This window comes from Mesorhizobium sp. WSM4833 (genome assembly GCF_055811095.1).
The window spans coordinates 428,363-444,707 of the sequence record NZ_JBVVQG010000004.1; the positions used below are offsets into that span (position 1 = coordinate 428,363).

Consider the following 16,345-nt stretch of genomic DNA (forward strand, 5'->3'; position numbering starts at 1 on the left):
CGCCCCCCTTGCGGGGGGCGGCGCGCCCCCCCCCCCTCCGCCCCCCCCCCCCCCCCCAAAAAACCCCCCCCCCCCCCCCCCGCGGCCCCCCCCCCCCCCCCCCCCCGCTTTTTTGTTGTCGGGGATTTCGGTATCAGGCGATCAGCTGGCCAAAACGGTCGACCTCATCGGCCGTCGTCGCGAAGCTGGTGACGAAGCGATACAGCAGCTCGTCCTCGCTGATGTGGCCGTCAAAGCCGTGCGGCTTGTGCCAATCATAGAACGCCGCACCCGCTGCCTGCAGCTTTTCAGCTTCGGCTTTCTTGATCACTGCGAAAACCTCGTTTGCCTGCGGCAGCCATGCCAGCTTTGCCGTGGCCGAATCCTCGATCGCGGCGGCAAGGCGTGCGGCCATGGCGTTGGCGTGGCGGGCGGTGTCCAGCCACAATCCGTCTTTGAAATAGGCCTCGAACTGCGCCGCGACGAAGCGCGATTTCGAAAACAGCTGGGCGGCGCGCTTGCGCAGGAACGCCAATTCCCTGGCACGATCAAGATCGAACAGCACGATCGCTTCGGCGCACCAGCAGCCATTCTTGGTGCCGCCGAAGGACAGGATGTCGACGCCGCGTTTCCAGGTCATTTCGGCTGGCGACGTGTCGAGCGCGACCAGCGCATTGGCAAAGCGGGCGCCGTCCATGTGCAAGGGCACCGAATATCGTTTGGCGATCGCCGCGATCGTCTCGATCTCATCCAGGCCGTAGATGGTGCCGACCTCGGTCGACTGGGTGATCGAAACGGCCATCGGCCGTCCCCAATGGACGATTTCCGGTGCGAAACGGCCGATGGTCCTTTCCAGATTGTGCGGATCGATCTTGCCCAGCGCGCCATCGATCTCATGCAGGCGTGAGCCGCCGGAAAAATACACCGGCGCGCCGCATTCGTCCTCGATGACATGCGATTCGCGGTGAGCAAAGGAAATGCCGCCCGGCTTGTTGTAAGCGGTCAGCGCCAGCGAGTTGGCGGCCGTGCCGGTGGCGACGAAGAACACCGCGACCTCGCGTTCGAAAATCTCGCTGAAGCGCTGGTAGACTGCCTGGTCGAGCGCTCCGTCGCCGTAGGCGGTGGAAAAGCCGCCGGCATTGGCCGACAGGCCGGCGGCAATGTTGGGGTGGGCGCCTGCCCAATTGTCGGAAGCGAAGAACATGCATCTGCCTATGTCTTGGGAGAACGGGGGGTTGGGGAAATCAGACTGAAGTTGACCGGTTTCGCGTGCTGATCGCAAGGGCCAGGCGCCGGAAAAACAGTAAAGCCAGCCAACGGGCAAAGCCCAGGCCGACGACTGAAGCTTACGTTTTTCCTCAGCTTCGCGACATTTTCTGTCGCGAATGCCCCAAGTTTTTTGCAAATCGGTCTTGTGTGCGTCCGGGATTTCTGCCATAAAAATTTAGGACAGTAGTGCTGTCTTATTTTGTCGCACAAAACGAGCTGGATTGGCGTATCATTTGGGCCTCTCCGGCTGTTGCCGCGAGCGACAGGTGGACAGCCAGACTCTGGCCTGTACGATTACCGGATGCGATCCATGCGGAAAGCCGCCTGGTTCGACAGGATTTCGCAAGACGTGCCACAAGGATCAGGGTGAGCCAAGCGCTTGCCGAGGCAAACCAGCGCCTGAATGGCTGGGAAGGAGGACAGGAGATGACGGACATGACGCACTCTGCGACGAACGGCCAGGCCGCGCAGACGAAAGCGGCAACCGTCAAAACCACCTTGCGATCCAATATTGGCCGAAGCGCCAACGGATTTTCCGCCCAGGGCCTCTACGATCCGCGCAACGAGCATGACGCCTGCGGCGTCGGTTTCATCGTCAACATGAAGGGCGTGAAGTCGCATCAGATCGTCGAGGACGGGCTGGCTGTGCTCGAAAACCTGACGCATCGCGGCGCCGTCGGCGCCGATCCGCTGGTCGGCGATGGCGCCGGCGTGCTGGTGCAGCTTCCCGACCAGTTCTTCCGCGAGGAGATGGCAGCCCAGGGCATCGAGCTGCCGCCGGCGGGCCAGTACGGCGTCGGACACTGGTTCATGCCGCAGGACGCGGCCCTTCGCGCCCATATCGAGGACATCATTGCCGAATCGGCGCAATCCGAGGGACTTCCGCTCATCGGTTTCCGTGACGTGCCCGTCGACAATTCGTCGCTGTCGAAGGCGCCCGACATCGTGGCATCCGAGCCGTTCCATCGGCAGATCTTCATCGGCCGCACGCCAGACATTACCGATGACGAGGAATACGAGGCCAGGCTCTATCTGCTGCGCAAGGTCATATCGGGCCGCATCTATGCCGAGAACGACAACATGGACATCGGCGCCTATTGCGTGTCGCTGTCGGCGCGCACCATCGTCTACAAGGGCATGTTCCTGGCTTATCAGGTCGGGGCCTACTACAAGGACCTCAAGGACCCGCGCTTCGAAACCGCGCTGATCCTCGTCCACCAGCGCTTCTCGACCAACACGTTCCCGTCATGGAAGCTGGCGCACCCCTACCGCATGGTCGCCCACAATGGCGAGATCAACACCGTGCGCGGCAACAACAACTGGATGGCTGCGCGCCAGGCGTCGGTCGATTCCGAACTGTTCGGCAACAACATCTCGAAGCTGTGGCCGATTTCCTATGACGGCCAATCCGACACCGCCTGCTTCGACAATGCGCTCGAGTTCCTGTTCCAGGGCGGGTACAGGCTCAGCCATGCCATGATGATGCTGATCCCGGAAGCCTGGGCCGGCAACAAGCTCATGGATGCCGATCGCAAGGCCTTCTACGAATACCATGCGGCATTGATGGAGCCGTGGGACGGACCGGCGGCGGTGGTCTTCACCGATGGCCGCCAGATCGGCGCCACGCTCGACCGCAATGGCTTGCGCCCGGCACGCTACATCGTCACCGACGATGACCGCGTCATCATGGCCTCGGAAGCCGGCGTGCTGCCGGTGCCGGAGGAGAAGATCGTCAAGAAGTGGCGGCTGCAGCCTGGCCGCATGCTGCTGATCGACCTGGAGAAGGGGCGCATCGTCTCCGACGAGGAGCTCAAGTCGGAGATCGCGACCAAGCATCCCTACAAGACCTGGCTCGCCAACACGCAGCTGATCCTCGAAGATCTGAAGCCGGTCGAACCGCGCGCGTTGCGCAAGGATGTCAGCCTGCTCGATCGTCAGCAGGCATTCGGCTACAGCCAGGAGGACACCAAGCTGTTGATGTCGCCTATGGCGACGACAGGCCAGGAAGCGGTGGGCTCGATGGGCACCGACACGCCGATCTCGGCGATGTCGGACAAGTCGAAGCTGCTCTACACCTATTTCAAGCAGAACTTCGCCCAGGTCACCAACCCGCCGATCGACCCGATCCGCGAGGAGCTGGTGATGAGCCTGGTGTCCTTCATCGGGCCGCGGCCCAACATCTTCGACCTTGTCGGCAATTCGCGCCGCAAGCGGCTCGAAGTGCGCCAGCCGATCCTGACCAATGGCGATCTCGAGAAGATCCGCTCCATCGGCCACACCGAGGACCGTTTCGACACCAAGACGATCGACATCACCTATGGCTCCGCCGAAGGCGCCGCGGGCATGCAGGGCGCCATCGATCGGTTGTGCGAGCGGGCGGAGGCGGCGGTTGCCGGCGGCTACAACATCATCATCCTGTCCGACCGCCAGGTCGGGCCCGACCGCATCGCCATCCCGGCGCTGCTGGCGACGGCGGCGGTCCATCATCACCTGATCCGCAAGGGGCTGCGCACCTCGGTCGGCCTCGTCGTCGAATCCGGCGAGCCGCGCGAAGTGCATCATTTCTGCTGCCTCGCCGGCTATGGCGCCGAGGCGATCAATCCCTACCTCGCCTTCGACACGCTGCTCGACATGCACAAGCGCGGCGAACTGCCGAAGGAAGTGGACGCCTACGAAGTCGTCTCGCGCTACATCAAGTCGATCGGCAAGGGCATCCTCAAGGTGATGTCCAAGATGGGCATCTCGACCTACCAGTCCTATTGCGGCGCGCAGATTTTCGACGCCATCGGCCTGAAGACCGATTTCGTGCAGCAATACTTCACCGGCACCGCGACGCTGATCGAAGGCGTCGGCCTGGACGAGATCGCGGCCGAGACGCTCAGCCGCCACAATGACGGTTTCGGCAACGACCCCGTGCTGCGCAACAGCCTCGAGGTCGGCGGCGAATACATGTTCCGCATGCGCGGCGAGGCGCATATCTGGTCGCCAGATGCTGTCGCCACCTTGCAGCACGCCGTGCGCCAGGGATCGTGGGAAACCTTCAAGGACTATTCCGCCCAGATCGACAGCGAGACGGCCCGCGCCCAGACCATTCGCGGCCTGTTCAAGCTCAAGCTGGCCGGGGAAACCGGCCGCAAGAAGGTGGCGCTCGACGACGTCATGCCGGCGGCCGACATCGTCAAGCGGTTCTCGACCGGAGCGATGTCGTTCGGCTCGATCTCGCGCGAAGCGCACACGACGCTGGCGCGCGCGATGAACCAGATCGGCGGCAAGTCGAACACCGGCGAGGGCGGCGAAGAGGCCGACCGCTATCTGCCGCTGCCGGGCGGCGGCAAGAACCCGGAACGCTCGGCGATCAAGCAGATCGCCTCGGGACGTTTCGGCGTCACGGCCGAATACCTCGTCAACTCCGACATGATGCAGATCAAGGTGGCGCAGGGTGCCAAGCCCGGCGAGGGCGGTCAGCTGCCCGGCCACAAGGTCGACGCCACCATCGCCAAGGTCCGGCATTCGACGCCGGGCGTCGGCCTGATCTCGCCGCCGCCGCATCACGACATCTATTCGATCGAGGATCTGGCACAGCTGATCTACGACCTGAAGAACGTCAATCCGGCGGCCGACGTGTCGGTCAAGCTGGTGTCGGAAGTCGGCGTCGGCACGGTTGCGGCGGGCGTCGCCAAGGCACGTGCCGACCACATCACCATCTCTGGCTATGACGGCGGCACCGGTGCCTCGCCGCTGACGTCGCTCAAGCATGCCGGCAGCCCGTGGGAAATGGGCCTTGCCGAGACACACCAGACGCTGGTGCTGAACGGCTTGCGGTCGCGCGTTGCGCTGCAAGTCGATGGTGGCTTGCGCACAGGGCGCGACGTCATCATCGGCGCGCTGCTCGGCGCCGACGAGTTCGGCTTCTCGACCGCACCGCTGATCGCGGCCGGCTGCATCATGATGCGCAAATGCCATCTCAACACCTGTCCGGTCGGCGTCGCGACGCAGGATCCGGTGCTGCGCAAGCGCTTCAAGGGCACGCCCGAGCATGTCATCAACTTCTTCTTCTACGTCGCGGAAGAGGTGAGGGAGCTGCTCGCCGAGATGGGCTACACCCATCTCGACCAGATCATCGGCGACACCGATCTTCTGGAAAAGCGCGACCTGATCGTGCACTGGAAGGCGCGCGGGCTCGATTTCTCGAAGATGTTCTTCAAGCCGGATGCGCCGCATGAAGCGGTGCACTGGACCGAGCGGCAGAAGCACCCGATCGACGACGTGCTCGACCGCAAGCTGATCGAACTGGCCAAGCCGGCGCTCGAGAGCAAGCTGCCGGTCAAGATCGAGGTCGATATCCGCAATGTCGACCGCTCCGCAGGCGCCATGCTGTCGGGCGAAGTGGCCAAGCGCTTCAAGCACAAAGGCCTGCGCGAGGATACGATCCAGGTGAAGCTGACCGGCACTGCCGGCCAGTCCTTTGGCGCCTTCCTGGCGCGCGGCATCTCGTTCGAGCTTGTCGGCGCCGGCAACGACTATGTCGGCAAGGGCCTGTCGGGCGGACGCATCGTCATTCGGCCGCCGGAAGAGGCCAAGATCGTCGCGGCTGAATCCATCATCGTCGGCAACACGGTGCTCTATGGCGCAACCGAGGGCGAAGCCTATTTCGCCGGCGTCGCCGGCGAGCGTTTCGCCGTGCGCAATTCGGGCGTCGCCGCCGTCGTCGAAGGCGTCGGCGATCATGGCTGCGAGTACATGACTGGCGGCATCGTCGTCGTCATCGGCAAGACCGGCCGCAACTTCGCCGCCGGCATGTCTGGCGGCGTCGCCTACGTGCTCGACGAGGCGGGCGATTTTGCCGAGCGCTGCAACATGGCGATGGTCGAGCTGGAGCCGGTTCCGGAAGAAGACGATCTGATGGAGAGGCTGCTGCACCATGGCGGCGACCTCGATCACAAGGGCCGCGTCGACGTCTCCGGCGACATGACCAGCCATGACGAGGAGCGGCTCTACCAGCTGATCTCGAACCATGTGCATTACACCGGGTCGGTACGTGGTCGCGAGATTCTCGACGACTGGGCGACGTTCCGGCCGAAGTTCCGCAAGATCATGCCGGTCGAATACCGCCGCGCCCTGATCGAGATGGAACGCATGCGCATGGGCGTTGCGGCGGAATAGGCTTTGCAATGGCCGGGGAGCCCAGGCTTCCCGGCCCATCTTCATCGACAGTTTGACCTCCGGCGCAAGGTTGCCATGGCTGCCTCAAGGGGTTAACGGGTGCGGCGAAAACCGCACCATCTGGACAGCAGGAACTGGACTATGGGCAAGGTAACAGGCTTTCTCGAAATCGACCGGCAGGTGCACAAGTACCAGCCGGCCTCCGACCGCATCCGGCATTTCCGCGAGTTCACGCTGCCGATGTCTGACAAGGAGGTCGAGAAACAGGCCGCGCGCTGCATGGATTGCGGCATTCCGTTCTGCCACGGGCCGACCGGCTGCCCGATCCACAACCAGATTCCAGACTGGAACGACCTCGTCTACAATGGCGACTGGGACAACGCGATCCGCAACCTGCATTCGACCAACAATTTCCCGGAGTTCACCGGCCGCATCTGCCCCGCGCCTTGCGAGGAAGCCTGCACGCTGAACCTCGAGGACATTCCCGTCGCCATCAAGACGGTCGAGCAGGCGATCGCCGACAAGGCCTATGAAACCGGCCATATCAGGCCCTATCCGCCGGAGAAGAAGACCGGCAAGCGGGTCGCCGTCATCGGCTCCGGCCCGGCCGGCATGGCGGCTGCCCAGCAGCTTGGCCGCGCCGGCCACGACGTCCATGTCTACGAGCGCGAAAGCCGGCCCGGCGGGCTGATGCGCTACGGTATTCCCGACTTCAAGATCGAGAAGCACTATATCGACCGGCGCATCGAGCAGATGCAGGGCGAGGGCGTGACCTTCCATTGCGGCGTCAATGTCGGCGTCGACAAGCCGGTCGCCGAACTGCTCGCCGAACATGATGCCGTGCTCTATTGCGGCGGTTCCGAAACGCCGCGCGCGGCCGGTATTCCCGGCGACGATCTCGGCGGCGTGCATGACGCGATGCCCTATCTGGTGCAGCAGAACAGGCGGGTCGGCGGCGAACCGATCCAGTCGGTGGCGTGGCCGTCGCATCCCATCATCGCCGGCGGCCAGCATGTCGTCGTCGTCGGCGGCGGCGATACCGCGTCCGACTGCGTCGGCACGGCCTTCCGCCAGGGCGCGGTGCGCGTCACACAGCTCGACATCCGCCCACAGCCGCCGGAGAAGGAAGACAAGCTTTCGGTCTGGCCCTACTGGGCGACGAAGATGCGCACCTCGTCCTCGCAGGCCGAAGGCGCCGAGCGCGAATTCCAGGTGGCGACGCTCGAATTCATCGGCGAGGAAGGCCAGCTGACCGGCGTCAAGTGCTGCGAGGTCGACGACAAGCGCAAGCCGATCGCCGGTACCGAATTCGTCATTCGTGCCGATCTCGCTTTCATCGCCATCGGCTTTGCCGGGCCGGCCGCGGCCGGTGTGGCGAGGGAATTGGAGGGTGAGATGAAGATCGCCACCGACAGCCGCCGCTCGCGCAATGTCGAGGCCAATGACCGCGACTACAAGACCAGCGTCGACAGGCTCTATGCGGCCGGCGACGTGCGTCGTGGCCAGTCGCTGGTCGTCTGGGCGATCCGCGAGGGCCGCCAGGCTGCGCGCGCGATCGACGAGGCGTTGATGGGGTCGAGCGTTCTCCCGCGCTGAGCCCGGCCTCAGAGCCGCGCTGCGACACTAACGATTGATCGCGGTCGTGGTGTCGGTCGCGGCTGCGGCCTTCGGTGGCCAGGAGAAGTCGTCGGCGCGGCCGGGCGATGCAATCGGTGCCTTGCCCTCGACCACAAGCTTTTCACCGGGCAGGTCCGGATTGGCCTTTGCCGGCGGTGCCGCGCCAAGCAGCTCCGAGCCGCCGTCGAGTGCCGGATCGCTGAGCAGCATCGGCGCAGTGCGGTCGATGACGATGGGGGGCGCGGCCGGCGCCGGCGTCTCGACAGGGGCGCCCGCCGGAGCGGACGGTGTAATCATGCTTCCCGGCGCGGTCAGGCCGAGGATCTTCAGCAGCGGTTTTTCGGTGTAGAAGGCGAGCTTGCGCTTGCCCGCCTTCGAGATATTGATGCCGTCATCGGCGCGCAGCCGCACCGGCTGGCCGTTGATGTCGGGGCCGCTGGTGACGAAGGCGCCGTTCTCGTCGACAAAGCCGTCCCAGATATCGACGAATTCGCCGCCATGGCTTTCTGCGGCCTGATGGTAGATGTCGTTGAAGGCAAGCATATCCGAGGTCATCTTCGGCACCCGGAACGCCGGCATGCCGACCCAAAGGAAGGGGACCTTGGCCGCGGCGATGGCTTTGCCCAGCGCGTCGGTTCTGCGTTCATATTCCTTGGTCCAGTTCTCGGAGCGTGGCTGTTCGCGCACGTCGCCCACCTTCATCGACTGGCGGTCGTTGGAGCCCAGCATGACGATCACGGCGGCGGGTTTTTCGGTCTCGATCAGCGATTTGATCTGTTCGGGCCAGTTGTAGAAATCATCGCGCACGAAGCCGGACGAGCCATTGCTGCGAACGACGATCCTGACGCCGGCATTCTCTGCGAAAGCGGTGTCGAGGCCTTCGGCGAGGCCGGCCGCCATGAAGTCGCCGACCACCAGGACGGTGCGGGCGTCCGGCGCCTTGTCGACCACCGGGATTTCCGGTTCCGCGGGCGGGCGCGGGGCGCGGGGTTTTTTCGCCTTGGGCCTGGGCCTCGGCTTCTGGATATCCAGGGGCGGCTCAATGCGCTCGCTGCGGCGCGGAAACAAAAGGTCGCGCAACGACCAGCCGCGGTTTTGCTGCTCCTGCGCCATGGCCGGCGCATGAAAGGCGCCAGCCACGCCGACGGCAAGCACGACCACGGCCAGGACGAGCACCGGCATGCGACGAACAAGCCCTGCGATGCGCGCAGCCGAAGCCAATCGTTTCCTCCGTCCCTTGGCGCAGTCCTGCCGAAAAACCGCATCGGTTTCTCGGCAAATGCCGCGCCAACCAGATTGCTACAGTGTCCTTTGCGCGCCTGGAAGGCCGCGCGGCACCGCAGGCGGCTCTATTTCTGCCGGAGCCACTTCAGCACTTCCATGCTCGGATAGCCGTCCTGGGTCAAGCCGGCCTTGGCCTGGAAGGCCATGATGGCAGTCTTCGAGCCGTCGCCGATCTTGCCGTCGAACTTGCCGTCGTAAAGGCCATGCTGGGAAAGCCGCTTCTGCAGCTCCTGTCTTTCCTCGAAAGTAAGCTTGGTGAAAGGCCGCTTCCAGTCCTGCACCAGACCGCTCGAGCCGGCGATTTCGTCGGCAAGAAGGCCGACGGCCAGCGCATATTTGTCGGCGTTGTTGTAGGCCTTGATGACCGTGAAATTCTTGATCATCAGGAAGGCTGGCCCGCTGCGGCCGTCCGGCACCTTCAGCGTCGCCTTGTCGGAGCCGTTCTTGAACGGCTTGCCGTTGGCCCTGACGACGCCGAGCGCCTGCCACTGCGACAGTGTCTTGGAACCGCCGGGAAGTTTTCCGGCTGGCAAGGCGACCTCATAGCCCCAGGTCTTGCCGGCTTGCCAGCCATTCTTCTTCAACAAATTGGCTGATGTCGCCAGCGCATCGGGGATCGAATTCCAGATGTCTCGCTTGCCATTGCCGTCCATGTCCACGGCATAGTGCAGATAGCTGGTCGGGATGAACTGGGTGTGGCCCATGGCGCCGGCCCAGGATCCGCTCAGATGGCTTTCGTCGATGTCGCCGGTCTGCAGGATCTTCAGCGCGGCGATCAGCTGTGTGCGGGCGAATTTCGCCCGCTTCGGATCGGCGTAGGCCAAGGTCGCCAGCGAGCGCACGACGTTGCGCATGATGTCGTCGCGCTTGAGGATCTCGCCATAATTCGATTCCATCGACCAGATGGCCAGCAGGATGTAACGGTCGACGCCGAACCTGGCCTCGATCCGATCCAGCCACGGCTTCCATTTCCTGGCCATCTGCTGGCCGACGGCGACGGACTGATCATGGACGCGGTTGTCGAAATAGTCCCAGGCAGGGGCCGTGAATTCAGGCTGCGTGCGCGCCTTTTCCAGCACCACGGGATCGATATCCCTGATGTTCCTGAAGGCCTGGTCGTAGAGGGCGCCGGAAACGCCGCTCTGCACGGCGGTGGCGCGGAAGCCGGCGACCCATTGCCGGAAACCGGCATCGGCGAAAGCGGGGCCAGGCATCAGCAGAGCGAGCGATAGGCTGGCTGCCGCCATGACGCTGGTAAAAATTTTTGCGGCATTGCGAACGGACATCTTTTCCTCCTTCTCTGTCTCAGGAAAGACCATTCATCGCCGAACCAGGTTAGGAATTAGTTTACCATAGGTGCCACCGGGAACGAAAAGACGCTTCGAAGCTTTACCGGTGGACGTTCCCCTCAGTTTCCCAGTAATCCCCAATTCCGGCGTGAAAATGTCTTGAAACGGGGATTGCGGAGCTGGCCCTCAAACGGATAATTGAAAGCATGAAGAGAGTTCGCAAGGCAGTCTTCCCGGTCGCCGGTCTCGGCACACGGTTTCTTCCGGCCACCAAGGCTGTCCCCAAGGAAATGCTGACCGTCGTCGACCGGCCGGTGATCCAGTATGTGGTGGATGAGGCGCGCGAGGCCGGCATCGAGCATTTCATCTTCGTCACCGGTCGCAACAAGGCCGTCATCGAGGACCATTTCGACATCCAGTTCGAACTCTATGACACGCTGGCCCAGCGCGGCAAGGACGACCAGCTCGCCCGCCTGCAGCGGCTGCAGCCGGCGCCGGGGCAGACCAGTTTCACACGCCAGCAGGTGCCGATGGGACTTGGCCACGCCGTCTGGTGCGCCCGCGAGCTCGTCGGCGACGAGCCCTTCGCGCTTTTGTTGCCCGACATGATCATGCAGTCGGAGAAGAGCTGCACGAAGGCAATGGTCGAGCTCTACGAGGAGACCGGCAACAACATCATCGCGGTGCAGGAATGCGATCCCGCCGAAACCCACAAATACGGCATCGTCGGCCGCGGCGAGGACACGCATCACGGCTTCCGTATCACCGAGATGGTGGAAAAGCCGAAGGCCGGCACCGCGCCGTCCAATCTCTACATCAACGGCCGCTACATCCTGCAGCCGGAGATCTTCAAGATCCTAGAAGGTCAGGAAAAAGGCGCCGGCAACGAGATCCAGCTCACCGACGCCATGCTGAAGCTGGAAAAGCAGCAGCCTTTCTACGGCTACCACTATCGAGGCCGCACGTTCGACTGCGGATCGCCGGAGGGTTTTGTCGAGGCCAATGTCGCCTTCGCGCTGTGGCGCAGCGACATGAACGAGAACATGGCGGGCGTCATCCGCACGCTTCTCGACGAGCTGAAGCCGTCAGAGCGCCGTGGTGCTGCGTTTTAAAACATCCTAGCGAGCGGCCGGATGTCGTTGGTGCGGCCGTTCAGCGCTGCACCTTGACGCCGAGGAAGATGCTGTTGGCGGTGTAGTCCCGGCCCGGCAGGTTGCTGGTCAGTTTCTCCGTCCTCACTCTTGTGGTGAGGCCGGCGTAGCGGTTCAGCCACCAGGTCAGGCCGGCCTCGGCGCTCAATACCCTGTCATGGCCGTCGATGCCGATGTAATCGCGCCAGTCGAGACCCAGAGCCGCGTTGGCGGTGAGGTTGGCGCGAATCTGGCGTTCGCCTGTCAGGCGGCCGGAATAGAGAATGTCGCCGCTTTCGCCCGATGTGGTCGTGGGCTCGACGGTGGTCCGCCCGGTCAGGCCGATCATGGTGCCGCGCTCGGGTGACCATTTGAGGTCGGCGTTGACGGTGGCACCCGAGATCGCATCAAGGTTTTTGTCGTCGATCGCTTCCCTGAGCCAGCCGGCCGAGAATTCGCCCGACAGCTTCTCACCCATGTCGAGTGCAAGGCCGGCGCGGGCGCCGAGCCGCGTCGACGAGCGCTCGAAGCCTTCATTGTCGATGCGTTGATCATAGGTCCGGCGGCCGACCTCGATTTCGGTGAAGGGGGTCAGGGCAGGGGAGATCTCGTAGCCGGTGCGCAACGTCGCCGTGTAGAGCGTCGAGTCCTGATCCTTCTGCGACAGCGAGGTGCCGTCCGATAGCTTGGCGTCGCCGTAGAAGTCGTGCGAGACCGCGCCGGTCAACGTGTACTGCATCTTGCCGAGATGCTTTTCGACGGCCAGGCTGCCATCGATGGTCTGCCGCAGCGGCTGCTTGCTGACGCCGGCAATGGCGTCCGGCGATGATGCCGATTCCGGCACGGCCTCGTAGCCGAGCTTGGCGATGGCGCGCAATTCATTGTCGAGGTCGACATTGAGCTGGCCTTCGATGCGGCCTTGCTCGTCGTGAACCGGGTAACCCGAGACGGTCTCGCGAAAAAGGCCATAGCCGTCGATCGTAGCGGAGTTCTCGCGCCAGTCGGAGGCGGCGGAAAAGCGCAGCGCCGTCTCGGACAGCAGCGCCGACTTGCCTGCACTGCTCGAATCGCCGTTCGAGGTGGCGGTCAGGCCCTGTTCGATCGTCGGCCGGATGACGAAGGAGCCCCATTTGACGCCGGTGGCGGCAAACGGATCATCCTCCAGCTTCTTCTTCTGGCCTTCGATGGCGTCCGTACGCTCCGCTCCTGGGTCGAGCTTCTGCCTGTCGGCGCTGTCGATGGTGAGTGCGCGGCGGTTGGCCGTGTCCGCATCGGTCTCTGCAGCATCGGTGGCGTCCGTCGTGGAGGCGGTCCGGGAGGCGGTCGTGGAAGCGGTGATGTCGGAGGTGTCGGCCGTCGATTTCTTCTTCTTTTTCGACTTGTCGGCAGCCTTGTCCTTGGCTTGGTCAGCCGCATTCTGCCTGGCGCTCGATGAGCGGCGGCGCGGCTTGGGCGGCGCCGCCGTGTCGGCGGACGTGTCGTCAGTGGCTGCCGGCGGGTCGAAGAGGCTGCCGGTCGCGGTGGCGTCGCCAGTGTCGGCGTGGTCAGGCACGGCACCGGCGCTGGCCGGCAGATAGGTGCGGGCCGGCGCATTGTCCTGCGCGGCGTTGGCCGGCTGTTGACCCTGCGCTGCCAAGGCCAGCTGTCTCGCCTTGCGCTGCTGGTCGGACAGGATCGCCGATTCCGAAACTTCGCCGCGCAGTTCGGTTTCCTGGGCATGGAGCGCCGTTGGGCGCAGCAAGGCAAACATGCTGGTTGCCAGCAGCAAGGCGCAGACCGCCTTGCCCCCACGTCCCGTCGAATTTTCTGGCTGGACCCCGGACATCGCCACCACTGCTTGCGCGGCGCACGCGCGCCATACTTACCGAACCGTAAATGGGGATGGTTAACGGAGGGTTGAGGCAGCGGCCCGTCAGCTGCCTGAAGCGCTGATTTCCAAAGGGATTCATACTGCGTGCGTTTTCTCGCCTGCCGTCGTCTAAACCACCGCACACGTTCGGGCGATATGCCTGGGGCCATTTCCGTTGGACAGCGCGCCGGCAAAGCGCTAATCGCATCAGCCATGCATGCGGGATCCCTGGATAAGAAGCCTTTGGACAGGCAAGCCTCGATCGCTTCGGCGCTGAGGACGGTGGCGACAGAACAGGCTGGTGTCGCAGCCCTCGCCGAGGCGCTGGAGAATGGGCTGGCCGCGCCTTTCGCCCAGGCGGTCGAGATGATCTCGGGGATTGAAGGCCGGCTCATCGTTACCGGCGTCGGCAAAAGCGGCCATATCGGTTCGAAGATCGCCGCGACGCTGGCCTCGACCGGCACGCCGGCTTTCTTTGTCCATCCCGCCGAAGCCAACCACGGCGATCTCGGCATGATCGCCAGGGACGACGCCATCATCGCCATGTCGTGGTCGGGCGAAAGCAAGGAACTGATGGGCATCGTCGCCTATTCCAGGCGCTTTTCCATTCCGCTGATCGCCATCACCGCCGGAGAGACATCGGCGCTGGCGCGGGCGGCGGACGTGGTGCTGCTTTTGCCGCGCGCTCCGGAGGCCTGTCCGCACGGCCTGGCGCCAACGACATCGACGCTGCTGCAACTGGTGATGGGCGACGCGCTGGCGATCGCGCTGCTCGAAGCACGCGGCTTCACGCCGGACCATTTCCGCACCTTTCACCCGGGCGGCCAGCTCGGCGCCAACCTGACGCAGATCCGCGAGATCATGCATGTCGGCGACAGGCTGCCGCTGGTGGTTGCGGGCACCGGCATGCAGGACGCGATCCTGGAACTGTCGCGCAAAGGGTTTGGCTGCGTCGCGATCACCGATGTCGACGGTGCGCTGGTCGGCATCATCACCGATGGCGACATCCGCCGTCACATCGGCAGCAATCTGCTGGCGATGACGGTGGATCAGGTGATGACAAGAGGTCCGAAGACCGCGACGCCGGACACGCTGGTGGCAACGGCGCTGCAGACGATCAACAATTCAGCCATCACCAGCCTGATGGTGGTGGAGGGCCGGAAACCAGTCGGCCTCATCCACCTGCATGATCTGCTGCGTATCGGCGCCGCCTGAACGTTCAGACCGCCTCGACGGTCAGTTCCAGATCCGTATCGGCCGCACCCGTCACGCGCACTTGCGTGCCGGCCGGCAGGTCAGGGCCGGAGACACGCCACAGTGTGTCGCCCAGCTTGATGCGGCCGCGCCCGTCACGGATCGGTTCGGCAAGTGTCGCCATCCTGCCGACCATCTGCGCGCCGCGCCGGTTGAGCAGCGGCTGATCGGTCGGGTCGTTGCGGCTGCCGACCAGCTTCTTGCCGACATAGGCCGAGACCAGCGACAGCGCCAGGAAGGCGAGGACCTGGACCTGCCATGTCCAGAAGCCGGTGTCCCAGATCAGCAGTGACACAGCGCCGATGATCAGCGCGGCGATGCCGATCCACAGCATGAAGATACCCGGCGCGATGATTTCCATCACCAGCAGGACGAAACCGAGAACCATCCAGTTCCACGGGCCGAGTTCGGAAACGATGCGGTCGATCATTGGTTTCGACCTCAGTTGTCGGTTGGGCGAACGACCGGCGGGCGCGCGGCCTGCCTCTGCGAGCCGGTCGTGCCTTCGCTGCGGAAGACTTCCTTGGCGATCTCGCCAATGCCGCCGAGCGAACCGATCAGCGACGATGCCTCGAAGGGCATCAGCACGATCTTGCTGTTGGTCGCGGTGCCGATCTTGCCCAACGCTTCGGTGTATTTCTGGGCAACGAAGTAGTTCAGCGCCTGCACATCGCCTTTGGAGATCGCTTCCGACACCACCTGGGTGGCGCGGGCCTCCGCCTCGGCCGAACGCTCGCGCGCCTCGGCATCGCGGAAGGCGGCTTCCTTGCGGCCTTCGGCCTCGAGGATCTGCGACTGCTTGAGGCCTTCGGCGGCAAGGATCTGGGCGCGCTTGTTGCGTTCCGCGGTCATCTGCCGGCCCATCGATTCGATAAGGTTGGCCGGCGGGTTGATGTCCTTGATTTCGACGCGAGTGATCTTGATGCCCCACGGGTGGGCCGCTTCATCGACGACGCGCAGCAGGCGCTCGTTGATGGCGTCGCGGTTCGACAGGAGTTCATCGAGATCCATCGAACCCATGACGGTACGGATGTTGGTCATCGTCAAATTGAGGATGGCGTTCTGCAGGCCGGAAACCTGGTAGGCGGCCTGAGCGGCGTTGAGGATCTGGAAAAAGGCGATGCCGTCGACACCGACAATGGCGTTGTCGCGGGTGATGATTTCCTGGCTTGGAACGTCGAGCACCTGCTCCATCATGTTCATCTTGGCGCCGATGCGGTCGATGAACGGGTAAATGAAATTGAGACCCGGGCTCAGTGTCTTGGTGTAACGGCCAAAGCGCTCCACCGTATAGTTGTAGCCTTGCGGGATTGTCCTGATGCCTTTGATCAGCAGCACCAATACCAGAAGGGCAAGTGCACCAACCGCAATATCGAAACCACTGAAATCCATTTGGCTCTCCCTCAGACGAAGGCCGCACAAGCCATTCTCGCGCGGCCGACTTCACCAAAGACTTAAGTGTGTTTCAGGTGCGTTACAATCAGGTGATGACGGATTGTTTGCGGGTGCGA

The 16,345-nt window shown here is 63.7% G+C and carries 10 protein-coding genes; 4 read left to right on the forward strand and 6 right to left on the reverse strand.

Going from position 1 to position 16,345, the window contains the following annotated elements; genetic code table 11:
- Positions 1-133: 133 nt before the first annotated feature.
- Positions 134-1,183, reverse strand: a complete 1,050-nt coding sequence (locus AC0L2D_RS10480) for a threonine aldolase family protein (RefSeq protein WP_013529717.1) — start codon at positions 1,181-1,183, stop codon at positions 134-136.
- Positions 1,184-1,674: 491 nt separating this feature from the next.
- Here AC0L2D_RS10480 and gltB point away from each other — a divergent pair, with 491 nt between their 5' ends.
- Both gltB and AC0L2D_RS10490 read left to right on the forward strand, forming a co-directional pair.
- Complete coding sequence (gltB, locus tag AC0L2D_RS10485) at positions 1,675-6,411, forward strand: glutamate synthase large subunit (protein WP_473540978.1); 4,737 nt, start codon at positions 1,675-1,677, stop codon at positions 6,409-6,411.
- A 141-nt stretch (positions 6,412-6,552) separates the two neighbouring features.
- A complete protein-coding gene (locus tag AC0L2D_RS10490; protein WP_013529719.1) occupies positions 6,553-8,007 on the forward strand; it encodes a glutamate synthase subunit beta in 1,455 nt (484 codons plus the stop codon).
- A gap of 27 nt (positions 8,008-8,034) precedes the next feature.
- On the opposite strand, the gene AC0L2D_RS10495 is transcribed toward AC0L2D_RS10490, so the two are convergent.
- Together AC0L2D_RS10495 and AC0L2D_RS10500 are read right to left on the reverse strand one after the other, a co-directional pair.
- A complete protein-coding gene (locus AC0L2D_RS10495; RefSeq protein ID WP_013529720.1) occupies positions 8,035-9,249 on the reverse strand; it encodes an SGNH/GDSL hydrolase family protein in 1,215 nt (404 codons plus the stop codon).
- 128 nt (positions 9,250-9,377) lie between these two features.
- Positions 9,378-10,598 (reverse strand): lytic murein transglycosylase, encoded by a 1,221-nt coding sequence (locus tag AC0L2D_RS10500; RefSeq protein WP_027161398.1) that lies wholly within the window; start codon positions 10,596-10,598, stop codon positions 9,378-9,380.
- 209 nt (positions 10,599-10,807) lie between these two features.
- Here AC0L2D_RS10500 and galU point away from each other — a divergent pair, with 209 nt between their 5' ends.
- On the forward strand, positions 10,808-11,713 hold the full coding sequence (galU, locus tag AC0L2D_RS10505; RefSeq protein WP_013529722.1) for a UTP--glucose-1-phosphate uridylyltransferase GalU: 906 nt from the start codon (positions 10,808-10,810) through the stop codon (positions 11,711-11,713).
- Between the two features lie 40 nt (positions 11,714-11,753).
- Here galU and AC0L2D_RS10510 read toward each other — a convergent pair whose 3' ends face one another.
- Entirely contained in the window at positions 11,754-13,556 is a 1,803-nt protein-coding gene (locus AC0L2D_RS10510; RefSeq protein WP_473540980.1) for an outer membrane beta-barrel protein, read from the reverse strand.
- 237 nt (positions 13,557-13,793) lie between these two features.
- Here AC0L2D_RS10510 and AC0L2D_RS10515 point away from each other — a divergent pair, with 237 nt between their 5' ends.
- Positions 13,794-14,795 (forward strand): KpsF/GutQ family sugar-phosphate isomerase, encoded by a 1,002-nt coding sequence (locus AC0L2D_RS10515; RefSeq protein WP_024502733.1) that lies wholly within the window; start codon positions 13,794-13,796, stop codon positions 14,793-14,795.
- Between the two features lie 4 nt (positions 14,796-14,799).
- Here the strand turns inward: AC0L2D_RS10515 and AC0L2D_RS10520 are convergent, their stop codons facing one another.
- A complete protein-coding gene (locus tag AC0L2D_RS10520; RefSeq protein ID WP_013529725.1) occupies positions 14,800-15,264 on the reverse strand; it encodes an NfeD family protein in 465 nt (154 codons plus the stop codon).
- Positions 15,265-15,275: 11 nt separating this feature from the next.
- The gene (locus AC0L2D_RS10525; RefSeq protein ID WP_013529726.1) at positions 15,276-16,226 is read right to left on the reverse strand and encodes an SPFH domain-containing protein; all 951 of its coding nucleotides are present in this window, start codon (positions 16,224-16,226) and stop codon (positions 15,276-15,278) included.
- Positions 16,227-16,345: the final 119 nt, after the last annotated feature.

Coding starts and splice junctions, on each gene's coding strand:
- AC0L2D_RS10480 (WP_013529717.1), bottom strand. CDS start 1,183: ATGTTCTTCGCTTCCGACAATTGGGCAGGCGCCCACCCCAACATTGCC.
- AC0L2D_RS10520 (WP_013529725.1), bottom strand. CDS start 15,264: ATGATCGACCGCATCGTTTCCGAACTCGGCCCGTGGAACTGGATGGTT.
- AC0L2D_RS10525 (WP_013529726.1), bottom strand. CDS start 16,226: ATGGATTTCAGTGGTTTCGATATTGCGGTTGGTGCACTTGCCCTTCTG.
- AC0L2D_RS10510 (WP_473540980.1), bottom strand. CDS start 13,556: ATGTCCGGGGTCCAGCCAGAAAATTCGACGGGACGTGGGGGCAAGGCG.
- AC0L2D_RS10500 (WP_027161398.1), bottom strand. CDS start 10,598: ATGTCCGTTCGCAATGCCGCAAAAATTTTTACCAGCGTCATGGCGGCA.
- AC0L2D_RS10490 (WP_013529719.1), top strand. CDS start 6,553: ATGGGCAAGGTAACAGGCTTTCTCGAAATCGACCGGCAGGTGCACAAG.
- gltB (WP_473540978.1), top strand. CDS start 1,675: ATGACGGACATGACGCACTCTGCGACGAACGGCCAGGCCGCGCAGACG.
- AC0L2D_RS10515 (WP_024502733.1), top strand. CDS start 13,794: ATGCATGCGGGATCCCTGGATAAGAAGCCTTTGGACAGGCAAGCCTCG.
- galU (WP_013529722.1), top strand. CDS start 10,808: ATGAAGAGAGTTCGCAAGGCAGTCTTCCCGGTCGCCGGTCTCGGCACA.